The organism is Nonomuraea sp. NPDC004702 (assembly GCF_053601695.1).
The window spans coordinates 1-17182 of record NZ_JBSGCE010000085.1 but is presented as its reverse complement, the minus strand read 5'-3'; the positions used below and the strand labels follow the sequence as shown (position 1 = coordinate 17182).

Annotated in this window: 18 protein-coding genes; 9 read left to right on the top strand and 9 right to left on the bottom strand. The window is 74.8% G+C overall.

All coding sequences use genetic code 11. From position 1 onward, the window contains the following. Positions 1-18: 18 nt before the first annotated feature. Positions 19-378, bottom strand: coding sequence for a hypothetical protein (locus ACWEJ6_RS48255; RefSeq protein ID WP_452432111.1), 360 nt, complete (start codon positions 376-378; stop codon positions 19-21). Positions 379-429: 51 nt separating this feature from the next. Continuing rightward, complete coding sequence (locus ACWEJ6_RS48250; protein ID WP_452432109.1) at positions 430-837, bottom strand: VOC family protein; 408 nt, start codon at positions 835-837, stop codon at positions 430-432. Positions 838-921: 84 nt separating this feature from the next. Here ACWEJ6_RS48250 and ACWEJ6_RS48245 point away from each other — a divergent pair, with 84 nt between their 5' ends. Beyond that, positions 922-1497 (top strand): TetR family transcriptional regulator, encoded by a 576-nt coding sequence (locus ACWEJ6_RS48245; protein WP_452432107.1) that lies wholly within the window; start codon positions 922-924, stop codon positions 1495-1497. Between the two features lie 202 nt (positions 1498-1699). On the opposite strand, the gene ACWEJ6_RS48240 is transcribed toward ACWEJ6_RS48245, so the two are convergent. Next, complete coding sequence (locus tag ACWEJ6_RS48240; RefSeq protein WP_452432105.1) at positions 1700-2869, bottom strand: cellulose binding domain-containing protein; 1170 nt, start codon at positions 2867-2869, stop codon at positions 1700-1702. 203 nt (positions 2870-3072) lie between these two features. Between ACWEJ6_RS48240 and ACWEJ6_RS48235 the strand changes: the two genes are divergently transcribed. The 5 genes from ACWEJ6_RS48235 to ACWEJ6_RS48215 all read left to right on the top strand — a co-directional run bounded on the left by ACWEJ6_RS48235 (position 3073) and on the right by ACWEJ6_RS48215 (position 9544). Next, the gene (locus ACWEJ6_RS48235; protein ID WP_387682700.1) at positions 3073-3465 is read left to right on the top strand and encodes a VOC family protein; all 393 of its coding nucleotides are present in this window, start codon (positions 3073-3075) and stop codon (positions 3463-3465) included. Next, the gene (locus tag ACWEJ6_RS48230) at positions 3462-4337 is read left to right on the top strand and encodes a sigma-70 family RNA polymerase sigma factor (protein ID WP_452432103.1); all 876 of its coding nucleotides are present in this window, start codon (positions 3462-3464) and stop codon (positions 4335-4337) included. The genes ACWEJ6_RS48235 and ACWEJ6_RS48230 overlap by 4 nt, the downstream gene beginning before the upstream one ends. Before the next feature lie 204 nt (positions 4338-4541). Next, positions 4542-7871: a BTAD domain-containing putative transcriptional regulator gene (locus tag ACWEJ6_RS48225; RefSeq protein ID WP_452432101.1), complete on the top strand. Its 3330-nt coding sequence runs from the start codon at positions 4542-4544 to the stop codon at positions 7869-7871. 45 nt (positions 7872-7916) lie between these two features. After that, positions 7917-8558, top strand: a complete 642-nt coding sequence (locus ACWEJ6_RS48220) for a hemerythrin domain-containing protein (protein WP_452432100.1) — start codon at positions 7917-7919, stop codon at positions 8556-8558. Continuing rightward, positions 8558-9544: a hypothetical protein gene (locus tag ACWEJ6_RS48215; protein ID WP_452432098.1), complete on the top strand. Its 987-nt coding sequence runs from the start codon at positions 8558-8560 to the stop codon at positions 9542-9544. The genes ACWEJ6_RS48220 and ACWEJ6_RS48215 overlap by 1 nt, the downstream gene beginning before the upstream one ends. 57 nt (positions 9545-9601) lie before the next feature. Here the strand turns inward: ACWEJ6_RS48215 and ACWEJ6_RS48210 are convergent, their stop codons facing one another. Further along, positions 9602-9925, bottom strand: a complete 324-nt coding sequence (locus ACWEJ6_RS48210; RefSeq protein ID WP_358301847.1) for a cupin domain-containing protein — start codon at positions 9923-9925, stop codon at positions 9602-9604. A 71-nt stretch (positions 9926-9996) separates the two neighbouring features. Here ACWEJ6_RS48210 and ACWEJ6_RS48205 point away from each other — a divergent pair, with 71 nt between their 5' ends. After that, positions 9997-11016, top strand: coding sequence for a helix-turn-helix domain-containing protein (locus ACWEJ6_RS48205; RefSeq protein ID WP_452432095.1), 1020 nt, complete (start codon positions 9997-9999; stop codon positions 11014-11016). On the opposite strand, the gene ACWEJ6_RS48200 is transcribed toward ACWEJ6_RS48205, so the two are convergent. Together ACWEJ6_RS48200 and ACWEJ6_RS48195 are read right to left on the bottom strand one after the other, a co-directional pair. Then, entirely contained in the window at positions 10979-11518 is a 540-nt protein-coding gene (locus ACWEJ6_RS48200) for a GNAT family N-acetyltransferase (protein ID WP_452432093.1), read from the bottom strand. The two genes, ACWEJ6_RS48205 and ACWEJ6_RS48200, sit on opposite strands and share 38 nt — an antisense overlap. 37 nt (positions 11519-11555) lie before the next feature. Then, positions 11556-12509 (bottom strand): alpha/beta fold hydrolase, encoded by a 954-nt coding sequence (locus tag ACWEJ6_RS48195; protein WP_452432091.1) that lies wholly within the window; start codon positions 12507-12509, stop codon positions 11556-11558. A 173-nt stretch (positions 12510-12682) separates the two neighbouring features. Here ACWEJ6_RS48195 and ACWEJ6_RS48190 point away from each other — a divergent pair, with 173 nt between their 5' ends. Together ACWEJ6_RS48190 and ACWEJ6_RS48185 are read left to right on the top strand one after the other, a co-directional pair. After that, positions 12683-13834: a sensor histidine kinase gene (locus tag ACWEJ6_RS48190; RefSeq protein WP_452432090.1), complete on the top strand. Its 1152-nt coding sequence runs from the start codon at positions 12683-12685 to the stop codon at positions 13832-13834. Beyond that, positions 13831-14490 (top strand): response regulator, encoded by a 660-nt coding sequence (locus tag ACWEJ6_RS48185; protein WP_387682675.1) that lies wholly within the window; start codon positions 13831-13833, stop codon positions 14488-14490. The genes ACWEJ6_RS48190 and ACWEJ6_RS48185 overlap by 4 nt, the downstream gene beginning before the upstream one ends. 4 nt (positions 14491-14494) lie before the next feature. Here the strand turns inward: ACWEJ6_RS48185 and ACWEJ6_RS48180 are convergent, their stop codons facing one another. The 3 genes from ACWEJ6_RS48180 to ACWEJ6_RS48170 are packed head-to-tail and all read right to left on the bottom strand — an operon-like array spanning position 14495 to position 17054. Then, positions 14495-15751 (bottom strand): FAD-dependent monooxygenase, encoded by a 1257-nt coding sequence (locus ACWEJ6_RS48180; RefSeq protein ID WP_452432088.1) that lies wholly within the window; start codon positions 15749-15751, stop codon positions 14495-14497. A 35-nt stretch (positions 15752-15786) separates the two neighbouring features. Next, positions 15787-16434, bottom strand: a complete 648-nt coding sequence (locus tag ACWEJ6_RS48175) for a maleylpyruvate isomerase family mycothiol-dependent enzyme (RefSeq protein ID WP_452432087.1) — start codon at positions 16432-16434, stop codon at positions 15787-15789. Continuing rightward, positions 16434-17054, bottom strand: a complete 621-nt coding sequence (locus ACWEJ6_RS48170; protein ID WP_452432085.1) for a fumarylacetoacetate hydrolase family protein — start codon at positions 17052-17054, stop codon at positions 16434-16436. Before ACWEJ6_RS48170 ends, ACWEJ6_RS48175 begins: the two co-directional genes overlap by 1 nt. Positions 17055-17182: the final 128 nt, after the last annotated feature.

Below are 17182 nucleotides of genomic sequence, written 5' to 3'. Positions count from 1 at the left end.
GCCGTAATTCGGCGAGCTTCAGCCGCGCCGGAGACGTTCGAGGTGCGGCAGTTCGGCCGCGCGCGGGCGGCCGGGCCGGGTGTCCAGGAGCTGCCATCGTGTGGTGACCCCGTCCGGGCCGTCGAGCGTCCCTCGCGCCAGCGCGGCGTCGATGCGGGCCCGCACGGCGGCCTCGGCCGCCGCCTCAGCCGCGAACAGGACCCGCACCCGGACGACGTCGCCCTGCCGGTCGGCGGTCGTGTGGTGCGTCGCGATCGGGCAGGGCGGCTCGTGCTCCCAATGCCCGCACAACGCCACGGTGATCGCCGCGCCGGGGGCGCGCACATCGCCGTCCGCTTCCATGACGATCGTCGCCTCATGGGCGAAACCCGTACGCACCCCTTCATGATTCACGTACGCGTACGACGGGTCCAGCGCCCGGCGCCGGTGTCACTCGGGCGCGTACTGGGACGCGTACTCCCGCGAGGGCGGGATCGGCGTGATCACGTCCACGAGGACGCCGTTGGGGTCGGCGACGATGAAGTGCCGCTGGCCGAAGTCCTCGTCGCGCAGCTCCAGCTCAGGGGTCAGCCCTTCGCGCCCGACCAGACGCTCCCACTCGGCGTCGACGTCGGCGACCTCGAAGTTGATCAGCAGCCCCGCGACCGGACGGCGGTAGGCGGCGGGCAGCGTCGGGTGGCGGTGGTCGAGCAGGGCCAGCTCGTACGGTCCGCGGCGCAGGCTCACGTACCAGTCGGCCTCGAAGGTCACCTCATATCCGAACAACCGGACGTAGAAGTCCTTCGACGCGGCCAGGTCGGCCGTGCACACCACCGGATACACGCTGCTCAGCTCCATGCGTTCCTCCTCATCAGTTTCACGTACCAACGGTATGTGGGCGTACACTATTTGGGATACCGTCGGTATGTCAAAGGGGACGCAGTGACCAGGACGGAGCAGAAGGAACGCACCCGCCGCACGTTGCTCGCCACGGCGCGGCGCCTGTTCGCGACCAGGGGCTATGCCGGGGTGGGGCTGGCGGAGATCGTCAGCGAGTCCGGCGTCACCAAAGGCGCCCTCTACCACCACTTCGAGGGCAAGCCCGACCTCTTCCGGGCCGTGCTGGAGCAGGTGCAGCGCGAGGTGGCCGACCGGGTGGCCGCGGCGGCCGACGCCGAGGACGACCCGTGGGCGCAGCTCAAGGCGGGCTGCGCGGCGTTCGTCGCGGCCGGGGCCGATCCCGACGTGCAGCGGATCATGCTGATCGACGGCCCCGCCGTGCTCGGCTGGAACGAGTGGCGGGCGATCGACGAGGCCACCAGCGTCCGGCACCTGACCGAGGCGCTGGCCGCGCTCGTCGCGGCCGGCGCCATCCCGGCCCAGCCGGTCGCGCCGCTGGCCCGCCTGCTGTCCGGGGCGATGAACGAGGCCGCGCTGTGGCTGGCGCAGTCCGCCCCGGACGGGCTGGCCGACACCCAGGCGGCGCTGTCCCGCCTCCTCGACGCCCTACGCGCCTGAAGCGGCCCACCCCCGCCACCGGGAGCTCGCGCTCGCCACGGGCCAGACCGGTCGGACGAGCCGGTCGGACGGGCCGGGCCAGTCGCGCTCGCCACGACGGCCGGTCGGGCTCGGGAGGTGGACGGTTGAGCCGGTCGGACTCGGCGGGGCAGGGCTGCGGGTCGTCGTGGTCGTCCCCGCCGAGCGGTTACGAGCCGGAACGTCAGCCCGTCGCGCAGGTCTTGCCGTTGAGTGCGAAGCTCGCCGGCGAAGGCGGCGCGCCGCCGCCGTACGTGGCGGTGAACCCGACCTGGGTCTGTGAGCCGACCCCGATGACCTTGTTCCACTGCTTGTTCACGCCGGCCACCCCCGCACCGGCCTGGGTCCAGTTCGCGGACCAGCCCGAGACGAGACGCACGACGGCCGCCGCCGGGTAGTCGACCGTCAGCGTCCACCCGTCGACCGGGGCCGTGCCGGTGTTGCGCACGACGAGCTCGGCGTCCAGCCGCGGCCCTCCCGTCGTGGCCCGGTACGTCACCGTGCACGGCGCGCCCGACGACGGGGTGGGCGACGGCAGCCCCTCCCTGGCCAGTGCGGACAGCGGGTCGGACGGCACACTGACGTTGCCGCCCGCGTCCTCGGCGACCACGACGTACGTGTAACGCTGCCCGACGACCAGGCCGGGTTCGGCGAAGTTCAGGCTCGGCGGAAGGACCGTGCCGACCCTGCTGTACGCCGTCGCCGTCTCCCGGTACACGTCGTACGCCGTCACCGCCACGTTGTCGGTCGACGGCTGCCAGCAGAACGTGACGCCCGGGTAGTCCTGCAGGCAGGCGTCGCGCAGCCCGGTGGGCCTGGACGGAGGCACGTGGTCGCCCGGCAGCGGGGTCGGCGAGCTGGTCGGGGTCATCCCGAGCGTCGCCGGCACCGTGATCAGGGCGGACGGCGGGCTGAGGTGCCCCGCCAGGTCCCTGGCCACGACGTACATCGTGTAGAGGCGGTTCAGCTCGCCGGAGAAGCCGCCGATCGTGCTGGTCGTGCTGCTTGCGAGGACGAATCCGTCCGGGTCCAGGCGGTACAGGTCGTACCCGGCGACGCCCGTGTCGTCGGAGGAGGCTGCCCAGCAGATGGACGCGTAGCCGGTCGGGTTGGCGGCGAACGGCACCGGGCACGGCCGCAGCCCGCCGGGGCGGGTCGGCGGCGCGTCGTCGGCCGTCCCTGAGACAGCCGCGACAGCCGCCCCGGAGACAGCCGCCGCCGGGACGGCCGCGTGCGCGACGTCGTGCGCCGCCGGGACGGAGGCCAGAGCCGTCCTCCCGGTCGGGCCGATCGCCAGCGCGGCGAGGAACAACGCCAGAGTGAGGAATCCGAGGGTGAGGCCAACCGCTCCCAAGGATCGTCTGCCAGGCCGCATAGGGCCCCCTTCTGATCGAGCCTGCACCCCCTCGCAGTGATCGTGAACGAGTTTTCATGTTCCGTAAAGCCGGGAATCCGCCGGGCCGGACCGGCCGTGTTACCTTTTCCCGCCGCCACTCGTCATGGGGGTGACGACCGAGAACGAACGGTCGTCAGACCCACGAGTGAATCGAGAGCAGGATGCTGACCACCATCATGTACACCACGGTCTACGTCACCGACCAGGACCGCGCGCTGGAGTTCTACACCGCGGGGCTCGGCCTGGACAAGCGCATCGACGTCCGGGGGCCCGACGGCCGTTTCCTCACCGTCGGCGTGCCCGGCAGCCCGGTCCAGATCCTCCTGTGGTCCTATGCGCCGGCCGCCGGGCAGCCGGGCGTCGCGGGCGGGAACGGCGCGCCGGGCCCGCTGATCCTGGAATCCGACGACCTGCGCAAGGACTTCGAGGTCATGCGCGGGCGGGGCGTCACCTTCGAGGAGTCCGAGCCCGTGGACTACCCGTTCGGCGTCCGCGCCGAGGCGGTGGACCCGGACGGCAACCGGATCTCCCTCCGTCAGCAGCGCAGGCCGTGACCGTGCACCCGTCCGGCCCGGTGGCCGAGGTGTTCGAGGCCCAGCGCGACCGGCTGCGCGCCGTCGCCTACCGCGTGCTGGGCTCGCACGCCGACGCCGAGGACGTGGTCCAGGAAGCCTGGATGCGGCTGGTCCGTCAGGACGTGTCGGCCATCGGCAACCTGGCGGGCTGGCTGACCACCGTGGTCGGCCGCATCAGCCTGGACCTGCTGCGATCCCGCCAGGCCCATCCCGAGACGGCGTACGGGCAGGAGTTCACGGACCTCCTGGTGACGCCCGACGACGAGCCCACGCCGGACGAGCAGGCGGCGCTGGCCGACTCGGTCGGCCTCGCCCTCCTCGTGGTGCTCGACTCGCTCACCCCGAGCGAGCGGCTGGCGTTCGTCCTGCACGACCTGTTCGGGGTCCCGTTCCAGGAGATCGGCCACATCCTGGGCAGGTCGGCCGACGCCGCCAAGATGATCGCCAGCCGCGCCCGCCGCAAGGTCCGGTCCACGGACCGGGCGGCGGGCCCCGGGCGCGAGCACCGGGAGGCCGTGGACGCCTTCCGCGCCGCCGCGCTCGGCGGCGACTTCGAGGCGCTCCTGCGGGTCCTCGACCCGGACGTGAAGCTGACCGTGGACACCCCCGGCGGCGTGGTCGTCACCCTCGGCGCCACCGCCGTCGCCGCCGGAGCCCGCATGTTCTCCGGCGAGGTCGCCGGGCAGCGGCCCGTGCTGGTGGACGGGCTCCCCGGCCACCTGTCCTGGCGCGCCGACGGGACCCCGCTGTCCGCCATCGCCTTCACCGTCACCGGCGGCCGGATCACCGGCATCCACATCGTCGTCGACCCGGCCAAGCTCGCCGCACTCGACCAGCCCACCCCGGCCTGAGCCGGCGCCGTCAAGGCCGGGTCGCCCCGGCCTGGGCCGGTGCCGTCATGGTCGGGTCGCCCCGGCCTGGGCCGGTGCCGTCATGGTCGGCGCGGGCCCGGCAAGCCATGCCGGGCCGGGCCCGGTATGGCGTGCCGGGTCGGCCGGTCGGCGTCGTGAATGTCGCGTCTGGACCGGTTGAAAGGCGGCCCCTACCATGGGCGCGTGCGGCTGAACGTCCTCGGGCCCATGGAACTCGTCGTGGCCGGGCAGGCCGTACCGGTCGGGCCGCCCAAGCAGCGGGCCCTGCTCGCCCTCCTCGCGATGCACGCCGGTCGCGTGCTCCCCGCCGACCTGCTGGCCGACCGGCTGTGGGCCGGCGACCCGCCGCCGAGCGTCCAGGGCAGCCTGCAGGTGTACGTCTCCAACCTGCGCCGCCGGCTGGAGCCCGACCGGCGGCCGGGCGCGGCCCCGGCCGTCCTGGTCAGCGCCGCCGACGGCTACGGCCTGATGACCGGCAGGCTCGCCCTCGACACGACGGACTTCGGCACGCTCGTGTCGGCCGGCTCCGCCCACCTGGCCGCGGGACGGCACGAGCAGGCGGCGGCCGACCTCGCCGAGGCGCTCGGCCTGTGGCGCGGCGACCCGTACGCGGACGTGCGCGCCCAGGAGTGGGCGCAACCGGAGATCGGCCGCCTGGAGCAGGTACGGCTGGACGCGGTGGAGGCGCTGGCCGCGGCCCTGCTGGACCTGGGCCGCCACACGGACGTGGTCGCGCGGCTGGACCCGTTCGTCCGCGAGCATCCGCTGCGCGAGCGGGCCTGGGAACTGCTGGTGCTGGCCCACTACCGCGCCGGCCGGCAGGCGGCGGCCCTGGAATGCCTGCGCGGGGTGCGCGACGTGCTCGCCGGGGAACTGGGCATCGACCCGGGTCCGCGGCTGCGCGAGCTCGAAGCCGCGGTGCTGCGCCAGGACGCCGCGCTGTTACCCTCCGGCCGTCCCGCCACCCCGCCGCCGTCCACGCCGCCCGCCCCGCCACACGCTCCGCCGCGGACGCCGGTGCGCGCGGCGGCGCCCGGCGCCGGCGAGCCCGCGCCGGACCAGCCGGTGTTCGTCGGCCGGGAGAGCGCGCTCGCGTTCCTGACCGAGGCGGCCGGGGCGGCGTCCGCCGCCGGGCAGGTGGTGCTGGTGGACGGCGAGCCGGGCGTCGGCAAGACGAGCCTGCTGAGGCGGTTCCGCGCGACCGCCGGCGTGCCGGTCGGCTGGGGGGCGAGCCCCGACCACGAGACCGCGCCCGCGCTGTGGCCCTGGGAACGCGTCCTGCGCGACCTCGCCGCCGCGGCCCCGTGGGCGGCCCTGCCCGGCGAGGTCGGCACGTTCCTGTCGGGCGGCGCGCAGGCGGTCCCGGCGTCCGACGCGCAGGGGGCGCGGCTGCGGTTCTTCGAGGCCGTCGGCACGTTCCTGGCCGCGGTCGGCCCGGCGGTCGTCGTGCTGGAGGATCTGCACGCGGCCGACGACGCCACGCTGCGGCTGCTGGTCCACGTGGCCGCCACCGCCCGGCCGGGCCTGCTGCTGGTGGCGACCTTCCGGCGGCACGAGGCGTCGGCGCTCACCGCCACGCTGTCGGCGCTGTCCCGGCTCGGCGCGCGCCGGCTCGGGCTGGACGGGCTCGCCGCCGAGGAGGTCCGCGCGCTGGTCAAGGAGCTGTCCGGCCGCGATCCGGGCGGCCACGGGGCCGAGGAGCTGCGCCGGCGCACCGCCGGGAACCCGTTCTTCCTCGCCGAGCTGGCCCGCGCGGGCGACGGGCTGCCGCAGGGCGTCCTGGACGTCGTGCTGCACCGGGTGGCGGGCCTGGGGGAGGAGGCGTCCCGCGTGCTGGAGCTGGCCGCCGTGATGGGCGACGAGTTCGAGGCGGTCGTCCTGGCCCGGGTCGCCGGCGGCACGGTCGGCGACCTGCTGCCGTCGCTCGACGCGGCGCTCGGCGCGGGGCTGGTCCGGGAGTCGTCGTACCGGCTGGGCGGCTACGAGTTCGCGCACGCCCTGGTGACCGACGCGTTGTTGTCGCGCCGGTCGCGGCTGTGGCGGGCGCGGGTGCACGAGCAGGTGGCGGCCGCCCTCACCGCCGTGCACGGCGACCGCGACGACCGCGACGACCGCGCGGCGGTGATCGCGCGGCACTGGCTGGCGGCGGCGGAGCTGGGCGCGGAGCCCGCCCGCATGGCGATGGACTACGCGGCCCGCGCGGCACGGGCGGCCCGGCGACGGCACGCGCCCGACGACGCGGCCGTGTCCTGGCAGGAGGCGCTGGCGGCCGCCGAGCCGGCCGGCGCGAGCGCGGCCGAGCGGTTCGAGCTGGCCGTCGGGCTGGCGGAGAGCCGCTACGCCGCCGGCCGGTTCGACGAGGGGTACGAGGCGGTCGAGCAGGCGCTCGCCATGGCCGGCGACGACCTGGACAAAGCCGTCAGAGCCGCCGACATCGCGATGGGCCACGGCATCTGGGTGCCCTTCCGATACGGCGTCGACGTGGCCGCCGTACGCGACGCGGCGGACCGGGCCGCGCGCGAGCTGCCGCCGTCCACCCCGGCCTGGGCGACGGCGCAGGCCGTCAGGGCCGTCGTGCTCGCCCAGACCGGCCGCGAGGACGAGGTCGGCGCGGTCTCCGAGCGGGCCGTGGCGGCGGCCGAGCGCCTGGACGACCCCGCCCTGCTGCGGCGCGTCCTGCACCTGCGGCTCATCGCGCTGCAGGGACAGGACTTCGTCGAGCAGCGCGCCGGGACCGCCCGCCGCCTGCTGGCCGAGCCGGACCTGTCGCCCCAGCTCAGGGTGATCGCGCAGCTGCACCTCGTCGGCCACCACGTGGAGCACGGCAGGGTGCCGCAGGCCCGCGACCTGCTGGCGGAGATCGGCACGCTGCTGCGCGACCTGCACAGTCCCACGCTGGCGCTGCAGGCCGCGGTGGCGCACGTGGGGCTCGACCTGTTCCAGGGCGTCCCCGACCCGGCCCGGCACTTCGAGCCCGTCAGGGCGATGTTGTCGTTCGCCGACCTGGCCTACTTCGAGCTCAGCATGCTCGGCGGACGGGCCGAGACGATCATCCAGGAGGACCGCCTGGGCGAGGAGGCGGCCTGGATCGAGGAGATGGCCCGGCACACCGGCCTGGCGGGGCCCGCCTACGCCCTGGCGTACGCGCTGGCGGAGCTGGGCGAGCCCGAGCGCGCCCGGCGGATCCTGCGCGAGACGCCCATGCCGCCGCGCGACTACCACTGGGCGATGGCCGCCATGTGCCGGCTGCACGCGGCGATCCGGCTCGGCGAGGCGGACGTCGTCCGGGAGGTCTACGACGCGTTCCGCCCGTTCGCCGGGCTGCTGCACGTGAACGGCGCCTGCACCACCGTCGACGGCGCGTACGACGGCCACCTGGGCGAGGCGCTGCTGGCGCTCGGTGACCGCGAGGGGGCCCGGGCCCACCTGCGCGAGGCGGTGCGCCAGCTGGAGCGGGCCGGTGCGGCCTACTGGCTGACAAGGGCCCGCCAAGCGCTCGCCAAGTGCACGTAGAGGCCCGGCGCGCACGCTGTTCCCGACACGTGAGGGAACAGACTGATGATCACACCAGAACACCTGACCGGCTTCCTGATGATGCACGCCGGTTTCCGCGCCGAGTTCGGCCGCCTGGCCGAGGCGTGCGGCGACCCGCGTGACGACGCGCACGAGGAGCTGCTGACGGAGCAGCTCGCGCTCGTGCTGGACATGCTGCACGCCCACCACACGCACGAGGACGCCACCCTGTGGCCCAAGCTCACCGGCCGCGCCCCGCAGGCGGCGGACGCGCTGGCCGAGCTGGAGTCCGAGCACTCCCTGCTCGACCCGCTGATCGAGGCCGCCGCCGACCGCGGGGCGCCCCTGGCCGGGCGCGCGCCCGTCCTGCGGCGGCTGCACGAGCTCGTCAACGAGCACCTCGACCACGAGGAGCGGGTCGCCGTGCCGCTCATGCTCGCCCACCTCACCCCCGCCGACGTCGAGGCCGACCGGCGTCAGGCGATGGACGACTTCGGCCGCCGCCGGGTCCCCGTCATCCTCGGCTGGCTCGCCTCCAGCGCCGACGCCCGCCTGCTCGCGGCGTCGTACGCGGACCTGCCGGTCGTGGCCCGGCTGATGTTCCGCCTGTTCTGGTGGCCGGCCTACCGGCGGCGTTTCACCCGCCTGTACGGCACCACCCCCGCCGACCTGATCCTGGAGCCGTGATGACCGCGTCCGCACCCACCGTCTCGCCGCGCCGGGCGGCCGAGGTCTTCGGCCGCGCCCTGGTCTGCGCGTACGCCTCGCTCACCCGCGACGGCCGCCCCGTCACCTGGCCCGTCACGCCGTACGCCGGCGCGGGCGGCACGCTCGACGTCAGCACCGGGCTCACCTACCCGGACAAGGCCGAGCGCGCCCGCCGGGACCCGCGCGTCGCGCTGCTGTGCTCCGGCGCGGAGGGCGGGCCGGACCGGGCGCCCGTCGTCCTGGTGCAGGGCCGGGCGACCGTGCGCGACGCGGACCTGCAGGCCGGCACCGACCGGTACGTCCGCGAGTCGCTGGCCAAGACCGGCGCCGGGTTCGCCGGGATGCCGTGGTTCCTGGTGAGGCGGCTGGGCTGGTACTTCGCCCGCATCTGGGTGGAGGTCACCCCCGAGCGGATCGTCTGGTGGCCCGAGGGCGACCTGTCCAGGACGCCCGAGATCTGGACGGGGCCTGCGGACGTCGCCGCGCCCGCCTCCGATCCCGCCCCCACCGGCCCCCGGCTGCCGAGCCGGTCGGCCCCGCCGGCGGACTGGCGGCCGTTCGCCGGCCGCGCCGCCCGCCTGGGCGAGCCCGTCGTCACCATGGTGGCCGACGGCATGCCGCTGGCCGTGCCCACCCGCTCGGCCGTACGCACCGAGGAGGGCTTCGACCTGCGGCTGCCCGCGGGCGTCCAGGCGGCCGACGGGCCGGTGTGCCTGACCTTCCACCGGCACGGCCCGGCCATGGAGTGGCAGGAGAACGTCGTGCTGCTCGGGCGGGCCACCGGCGCGGGCGACCGGCTGAGCGTGCGGGTCGAGCGGGCGCTCAACGACTGGAGCCTGGCGGGGAGCCGCCGGGAGCGCAGCCGTTCGTTCCTCGGCCAGGGCAGGCTGCTGCGGAAGCGGCTGGAGGCCGAGGCCGCCCGCCGCGGCCAGCCCGTTCCCCGCGTCCGCCGCCCGCGTGACTGACGCTGCCCGCCGCCCGCGTGACCGACGCCGCCCGCCGGTCCCCGGCCTGCGGCGTCCCTACGGGGTGAGGATGCTGATGCCCAGCATGCGGGCGCCCGTCTCGGTGCGCGGGCGATGCGTGCTGCCCGGCGCGAACACGACGTAACTGCCCGGCCCGAGCCGGTGCCCCCGGTCGATGAACTCGCCCGAGATCACGTAGTAGCGTTCCTCGCCGTCGTGCACGTCCACCTCGGGCCACTCGGTGCCCGGGGCGAAGTCGTACATCCAGCCGCGGGCCCGGTCGGTGGCGGGCAGCCGCCGCCGGACGATCCCGGGGACGACCTCGACGGCTTCCACCTCGTCGACGTGCAGGATCTGGACGTCGTTCGCATCTTGCGTCATGAGCCCATCGTCGCGGCGGACGCCGTCCCCCGCCCAGTGTCTGGATTGACGTGTGGCGGTACTTTCCTGCCATGACCGTTCAGCGAGTGGTGGCGCTGGTCCTGCCGCCGCAGTCCACGTTCGAGCTGGCGTGCGCGGCGGAGGTCTTCGGCGTGCGCCGGCCGGGCCTGCCCGCCCGCTACTCGTTCCAGGTGTGCGCCGAACGTCCGGGCGCCGTGCCGACCCTGGCCGGGTACGACATGGCGGTCGGCGCGGGCCTGTCCGCGCTGGAGGCCGCCGACACGGTGGTGATCCCCGGATGGCACCGCCGCGACGACCCGGCGCCGCCCGCCGTGATCGACGCGATCCGGCGGGCCCACCGGCGAGGCGCCAGGATCGTCGCAATCTGCTCGGGAACCTTCCTGCTCGCCGGGACCGGACTGCTCGATCACCGCAGGGCGACCACCCACTGGCGGCTCGCCGCCGAGCTCGCGGACCGCTTTCCCGACGTACAGGTCGAACCCGACACGCTGTACATCGACCTGGGCGACCTCGCCACCAGCGCCGGCACCGCCGCCGGCATCGACCTGTGCCTGCACCTGGCCCGCGCCGACCACGGCGCGGCCTACGCCGCGCACATCGCCCGCCACATGGTCATGCCGCCGCACCGCGAGGGCGGCCAGCTCCAGTACAGCACCGCGCCCGTCACGGACCGCCGGCCGGAGTCGCTCGCGCCGCTCCTCGACTGGGCCGCCGAACGCCTGGACGAACCCCTCACCCTCGACGACCTCGCCGCACGGGCCGGGGTCTCCCCGCGGACCCTCGCCCGCAGGTTCGCCGGCCAGCTCGGCGTCAGCCCCGGCCGATGGCTGCTCCAGCAGCGCGTCACGGCGGCGCGGGCCCTGCTGGAGGAGACCGACCTCCCCGTGGAGACGATCGCGGCCAGGGTCGGCCTGTCCTCGGCCGCCAACCTGCGCAGACGCTTCCACTCCCTGGTGCACACCACGCCCGCCGCCTACCGCCGCTCGTTCGGCGAGCACGACGGCGGCGTCTCGCGACCGTCCGCCGTGACCGTCAGGGGCGGGGCTCGTCCTCCCACGCCACCGGCGTGATCTCGCCGGTCTCCCAGTCCGAGCGCAGGATCGCGTAGGCGACCGAGTCGTACAGGCGTCCGTCGCGTCCCGGCCAGGCCCTGCGGTAGTGCGCCTCCTTCACGAAGCCCGCGCCGCGGAAGACGGCACGCATGGCCAGGTTGTCCTGCCGGGTGGTGCCCTCGATCCGGGTGATCCCCGGCAGCTCGGTGAACAGGTGGCCGGTCAGCCAGCGCACCGCTTGGCCGCCGAGCCCGCGCCCCCGGTGGGCGGCCCTGATGCGCAGGTCGAAGACCGGTCCTTCGTCGGCGAGGTCCTGCAACCTGATCAACCCCGCCCGCTCGCCCTCGGAGACCACCCAGAAGGTGCGTTCGTCGGCGTCGTCGTAGTGACCGTCGGCGGCCCGCCGCCGGACGGCCTCGGCCTCCGGCCGTCCGTCGTGGAAGGGCCAGTCCTCGCCGGTCAGGAAGGCGACCAGGTCGTCGACATCGTCGGGGACGAACCTGATGAACGCTGCTGTCATGATCCAGCCTTCTATCAGATCCCCGCGACCCGCCGGATCACCGGTCCCGCGCCTGCCCGGCGACGCGGTCGACGGCCTCGACGGCGACGCCGGGCTCGTCCACGTAGATGTAGTGCTCGCTGCCCGCGGCCGTGCTCAGTTTGCTGCGGCCGGACAGCGCCAGCCACTTGCGCTGGCCCGCCGCCCACGCCCGCTCCAGGCGCGGCCCGTACTCGGGCAGGGCCTCCAGGTACGGCTTGCCGTGCCGGACGACCTCGACCGGGATGTCACCGGCGGAGCGGACCGGGCCGTCGGGGATGACCAGCTTCTCCGGGTTCTGCCCCTGGAAGATCGCCAGGTTCTGCGCGCGCAGCTCGGCGGCCGGGCCCTCGGCGGACTTCGGGATCGCCTTCTCGATGTCGTTCATCATGGTGGGCGGGGTGGCGTCCAGCAGGACCAGGCCCTTGACCCTGTCCTGGTGGTCGGGGGCGTACCGGGCGGCGATCAGCCCGCCCAGCGAGTGACCGGCCAGGACGACCGGGGCCTTCCCGGCGACGCGGTCGAGCACGCCGGTCAGGATCCGGCCGCTGGCGGCGAGGTCCTGCGGACCGTCCGGCTGGTCGCTCTTGCCCGCGCCGAGCCGGTCGTAGGAGCAGACCCGGTGCTTGCCGCTCAACGTCTTCTGCAGGGACGCCATCTTGTCCAGCCCGTCGCCGCCGCCGTGCATCAGGACGACGACCGGCTCGCCCTCGACCGGCGCGCCCGAGCAGGACACGTTCACCGACCGTCCCGCCACCGAGATCTTCTCGGTGCCGGAGATCGGCGCGGAGGACGCGGAGGACGCGGAGGGCGTGGAGGCGGCGAAGGGGTCCCAGTTCTCCATCGCGTCGCCGTCGCAGCCGGCCACCCCCGCGCCGAGACCGACGCAGCACAGCACGGCCGCGACGGGTGTCCTGATCTTGGCGAGCATGAGGTCCTCCAGTGAGCCGGCCGCCGCGGAGGCGATGCGCACGGCGGGGATACGAACGGGAAAAGGCCGGCGGAACGCCGTGGCCGCCCCGCAACGTTACGGACCGGGCGGCGCCGGGATCGTCACCGCACGGTGGACATTCCCCGGTAGCTCGCACGGGGGACAAAGCAGGCTTATCGGCGCCCGCACGCCCGTGGTCCCGCTACGCTCGCCCGGTGATCGATCTACGGCGGGCCACGGAGGTGTGGCGACGGTGCGACGTCGTGGTCCGGGATCTGCCGTTCGGGCTGCTGGTGGCCGTCGCGTCGCTCCTGCCGGGCCTCCACGACAAGGGCACGCAGGTGGGCGACCTGCCCGCCCGTCCCTTCGACGGGGTGGCCCTGGTGGCGATCGCCCTGGAGTGCCTGCCGCTCGCCGTCCGGCGGCGGTGGCCGGCGGTGTGCCTCGTGCTGGTGTCGCTCGGCTTCGCCCTCGACCAGCTGCGCGCCTACCATCTGTTCGCGAGCAACGTGCTGCCCGTCGCGCTCATCAGCGCGGGCGCCCATCTGGAGCGTTTCCGGCGCGTCACCGTGGTCCTCCTGTCGCTGGCGTACGTGCCGCTGGCCCTCGCGCTCGACCGGCTCGGCGCGGACGAGCGGGTCGAGGGGTACGTGGTGTTCTACCTGGCACTGGCCCTCACCTGGGGCATCGGGGCCTGGCTGCGTTCGACCCGGGCCGCCGAGGAGGAACGCCGCCGCCACGTCGCCGAGGCCACCCGCGCCGCCGAACGCACCCGGATCGCCCGCGAGCTGCACGACGTCGTGACGCACCACGTGACGGCGATGGTGGTGCAGGCCGAGGCCGCCCGTTACCTGACCGCCGTCCCGGAACGGCTCGACGCGACGCTGAACGCCGTCACCGACACCGGCCGCCGGGCCATCGCCGACCTGCGGCACATGCTCGACCTGCTCAAGGCCGATCACGACCCCGACGGCCTGCCGTCCGCCGCCGACCTGCACACCCTCGTGGAGCGGACCCGCCGGGCGGGGCAGCCGGTGGAGTTCGCCGAGGAGGGCAGCCGGGCGGAACCGGCGGGCAGCGCCGAGTTCGTCGCCTACAGGGTCGTCCAGGAGGCCCTGACGAACGCCCTGAAACACGCCCACGGCAGCCCCACCGCGGTCCGGGTGCGTCACGGCGAGAAGGAGATCAGCGTGGTGGTCAGCACCCACGGGCCCGGCTCCCGGGCCGCCGCTCCCGGCGGGAGCGGGCGGGGCCTGGCCGGGCTCCGCGAGCGGGTGGACGCCCTCGGCGGCGAGTTCAGCGCCGGCCGGCAGGCGGGCGGCGCCTTCGTGGTGCGGGCCCGCGTCCCCGCGGGCGGCCCGTCGTGAGTGCGCCGATCCGGGTCCTGGTCTGCGACGACCAGGCGCTCATCCGCACCGGCTTCGCGACGATCATCGACGCCCAGCCGGACCTGGAGGTCGTGGGGGAGTGCGGCGACGGCCGCGCCGCGGTGGACCTCGCCCGCCGACTGAGGCCCGACCTCGTCGTCATGGACGTGCGCATGCCGGTGCTCGGCGGCATCGAGGCCACCCGGCTGCTGGCCGGCGCCGGGGTCGACGACCCGGTCAAGGTGCTCGTGGTGACCACGTTCAACCTCGACGAGTACGTCTACGAGGCGCTGCGCGCGGGGGCCAGCGGCTTCCTGCTCAAGGACGCCCCGCCGGCGCAGCTCCTGCACGGCATCCGCACCGTCGCCTCGGGCGCCGCGCTGCTGGCCCCCGAGGTGACGCGCCAGCTGGTCGGCCGGTACGCGGCCCGCATCCGCCCGGCCGAGCCGCCGTCCGGGGAGACCGCGCTGACCCCGCGCGAGCTGGAGGTGCTGCGTCTGATCGCCGACGGCCGGTCCAACAGCGAGATCGCCGCCACGCTGGTGATCAGCCACGAGACCGTCAAGACGTACGTGTCACGCATCCTGGCCAAACTCGGCCTGCGGGACCGCGTGCAGGCGGTGGTCTACGCCTACCGCCGGGGCCTGGCGACCTGACGCCTCACAGCGGGGCGGAGTCGAGGGGGATCGGGCGGAACATCTCCGGCTCGTCCTCGGGGGTCAGGGCCGTCGGGCCGAAGATCCAGTCGACGAACGAGTAGTCGTGGACGTCGCGCTCCCGCAGCAGGGCGTTGCGCTGCAGTCTCCGGACGCCCTCCAGGTGCCACAACGCGCCCCACGCCCGGGCCGTGCCGACCACCCGGCGGCAGTGCTCGGGCCGTACCGCCTCGTAGGCGGCCAGCGCCCGGTCCCAGTCCACGACCGGTCCGCCCGCGGCGCGCTGGGCGGCGACGTGCTCACCGAGCACCCAGCCGTCCTCGATCGCCATGATCGCGCCCTGCGCCATGTACTGCAGCGGCGGGTGCGCGGCGTCGCCGAGCAGCGCGATCCGCCCGGTGACCCAGGTCATGATCGGGTCGCGGTCGAACATCCGCCACCACCGGTCGCGCCACATCAGCGGCAGGCCCCGCTGGACCTGGTCGCAGGTCCCCGCGAACGCCGCGTCCAGCTCGTCGGGGGTGCCCCAGTCGTCCTGGCCGGCCAGCGCCTTCGGCGACTCGAACACGGCGACCTGGTTGAACGTCTCCGCGCCCCGCAGCGGGTACTGCACGAAGTGGCAGCGCGGCCCGACGTACACGACGACGTCCTTGTCCTGGACGTCGTTGCCGGCGACCTGCTCGAACGGCACCGCGCAGCGGTAGGCGACGTATCCGGAGTTCACCGGCTCGTCCTGGACCAGCAGTTCGCGGGCGATCGAGTGCAGGCCGTCGGCGGCGATCACCACGTCCGCCTCGTCCACGACGCCGTCGGCGAACCGCACGCGGGCGCCGCCCTCGACGTTCTCGTACCACGTGCAACGGGCGTCGGTGAGCAGCTCGACGCCCGCCCGCTCGCAGGCGCGCAGCAGGATGCCGTGCAGGTCGCTGCGGTGGATCACCAGGTAGGGGTACCCGTAGCGGCGTTCGACGTCGCGCAGGTCGAGCCGGGTCAGCTCGGTGGCGTCCAGGGCATCCTTCATGACCATGGTCTCGGGCAGCACGCCGAGCGCGGACGCCTCGGCCAGCAGGCCGTAGCGGTCCAGGATGCGGGTGCAGTTCGGGGCGAGCTGCAGGCCCGCGCCGACCTCGCCGAACGCCGAAGCCTGCTCGTACACCCGGACCCGCAGGCCCTGGCGGACCAGGGCGAGGGCGGCGGACAGACCGCCGATGCCGCCCCCGACGACGATCACGTCGGCACGGGTGGAGGGGAGGGTGCCCATAGGATCTTCCTTCTCGTCACAGCCACGGAGGCTCGTCACAGCCACGGAGGCAGGGTCGGTGGGCGTCCGCCGCCGGCGGCGGTCACTCCGCCCGCCGGGCGTCCGGCCAGGTAGGCGGTCACGTCGGGCAGCGACCCCTCGACGTCGGGCACCGCGCCGGGGCCGCGCTTGGCGCGGATGTCCTCCCGCAGCTCCCGCAGGAAACCGTCGGGAAGGTCAGCGAAGGTGAGCCCGGTGGCCAGGTCCACCGCGTGCACCATGACCTCCCGGCTGCGCATCCAGGGGATCTCGCTCGCCGGCACGGTCCGTCCCTGCGCGGTCACCACCTCGGCCCGCCACGCCTCCTCGGGCAGTGCCGCCATGGCGGTGGCCAGGGTCGCGGCCGACGCGGTGAACCACCGGGCCAGCTCGCCGGCGTCCAGCAGGGCGCCCCGCTCGATCCCGGCGGCGCGCGCCTGCGGGGAGGCGTACATCGGGGTCGGCTCGCCGGTGCGCGCCCAGCGGACCAGGTTGCCGATCGCCTCGGCGTTCGCCGCCAGGTGCGCCACGACGTGCTTGCGCGTCCAGCCGGGCAGGGCCGACGCGGCGTCGTACTCCCGCTCGGACAGACCGGCGATGGCCGACGCGCACAGCCCGGTCCCCGTCTCGACCCACGCGAGCGTGGTGGCGAGGTCGCGCGCCATCACGCGCCCTCGCCGACGACGCGGTTCTCCAGCCTGCCCAGCCCCTCGATCTCGGTCACGACGAGCTCGCCGCCGCGCAGGAAGACCGGCGGCTTGCGCGCGTGGCCGACGCCGCCCGGCGTGCCGGTCGCGATCACGTCGCCCGGGTTGAGCCGGACCATCGTCGAGACGTAGCGGACCAGGTGGACCGGGTCGAAGAGCAGGTCGCCGGTGTTGTCCGACTGCATCACCCGGCCGTCGACCTCGCAGCGGACGTCGAGCGCCGGCCGCGGGCCGGTCTCGTCCGCGGTGACCAGGAACGGGCCGATCGGGGTGGTGGAGTCCCAGTTCTTGCCCTGCAGCCACTCCCGGGTCCGGAACTGCCAGTCCCGGCAGGTGACGTCGTTGAGCACGGTGAACCCCGCGATCGCGGCGATCGCCTGCTCCTCGTCCGCCCGCCGCACCGGCCGGCCGATGACCACGGCCAGCTCGGCCTCCCAGTCGAACTGGTCGGTCTCCGCCGGACGCCGGATGTCGTCCGCGGCGCCGATCAGGGTGTCGGCGAACTTGGCGAAGAGCGTCGGGTACTCGGGCAGGTCGCGGCCCATCTCCTTGATGTGGTTCTGGTAGTTCAGCCCCACGCAGACGACCTTGCTCGGCCGCGGCACGACCGGGGCGAGGTCGGCGCCGGCGAGCGGCGCTGCTGCTGTGGGGCGACGCGCACCGCGCCGACCCCTGGACGTGGGCGCAGATGTTGTTCCTCGTGCAC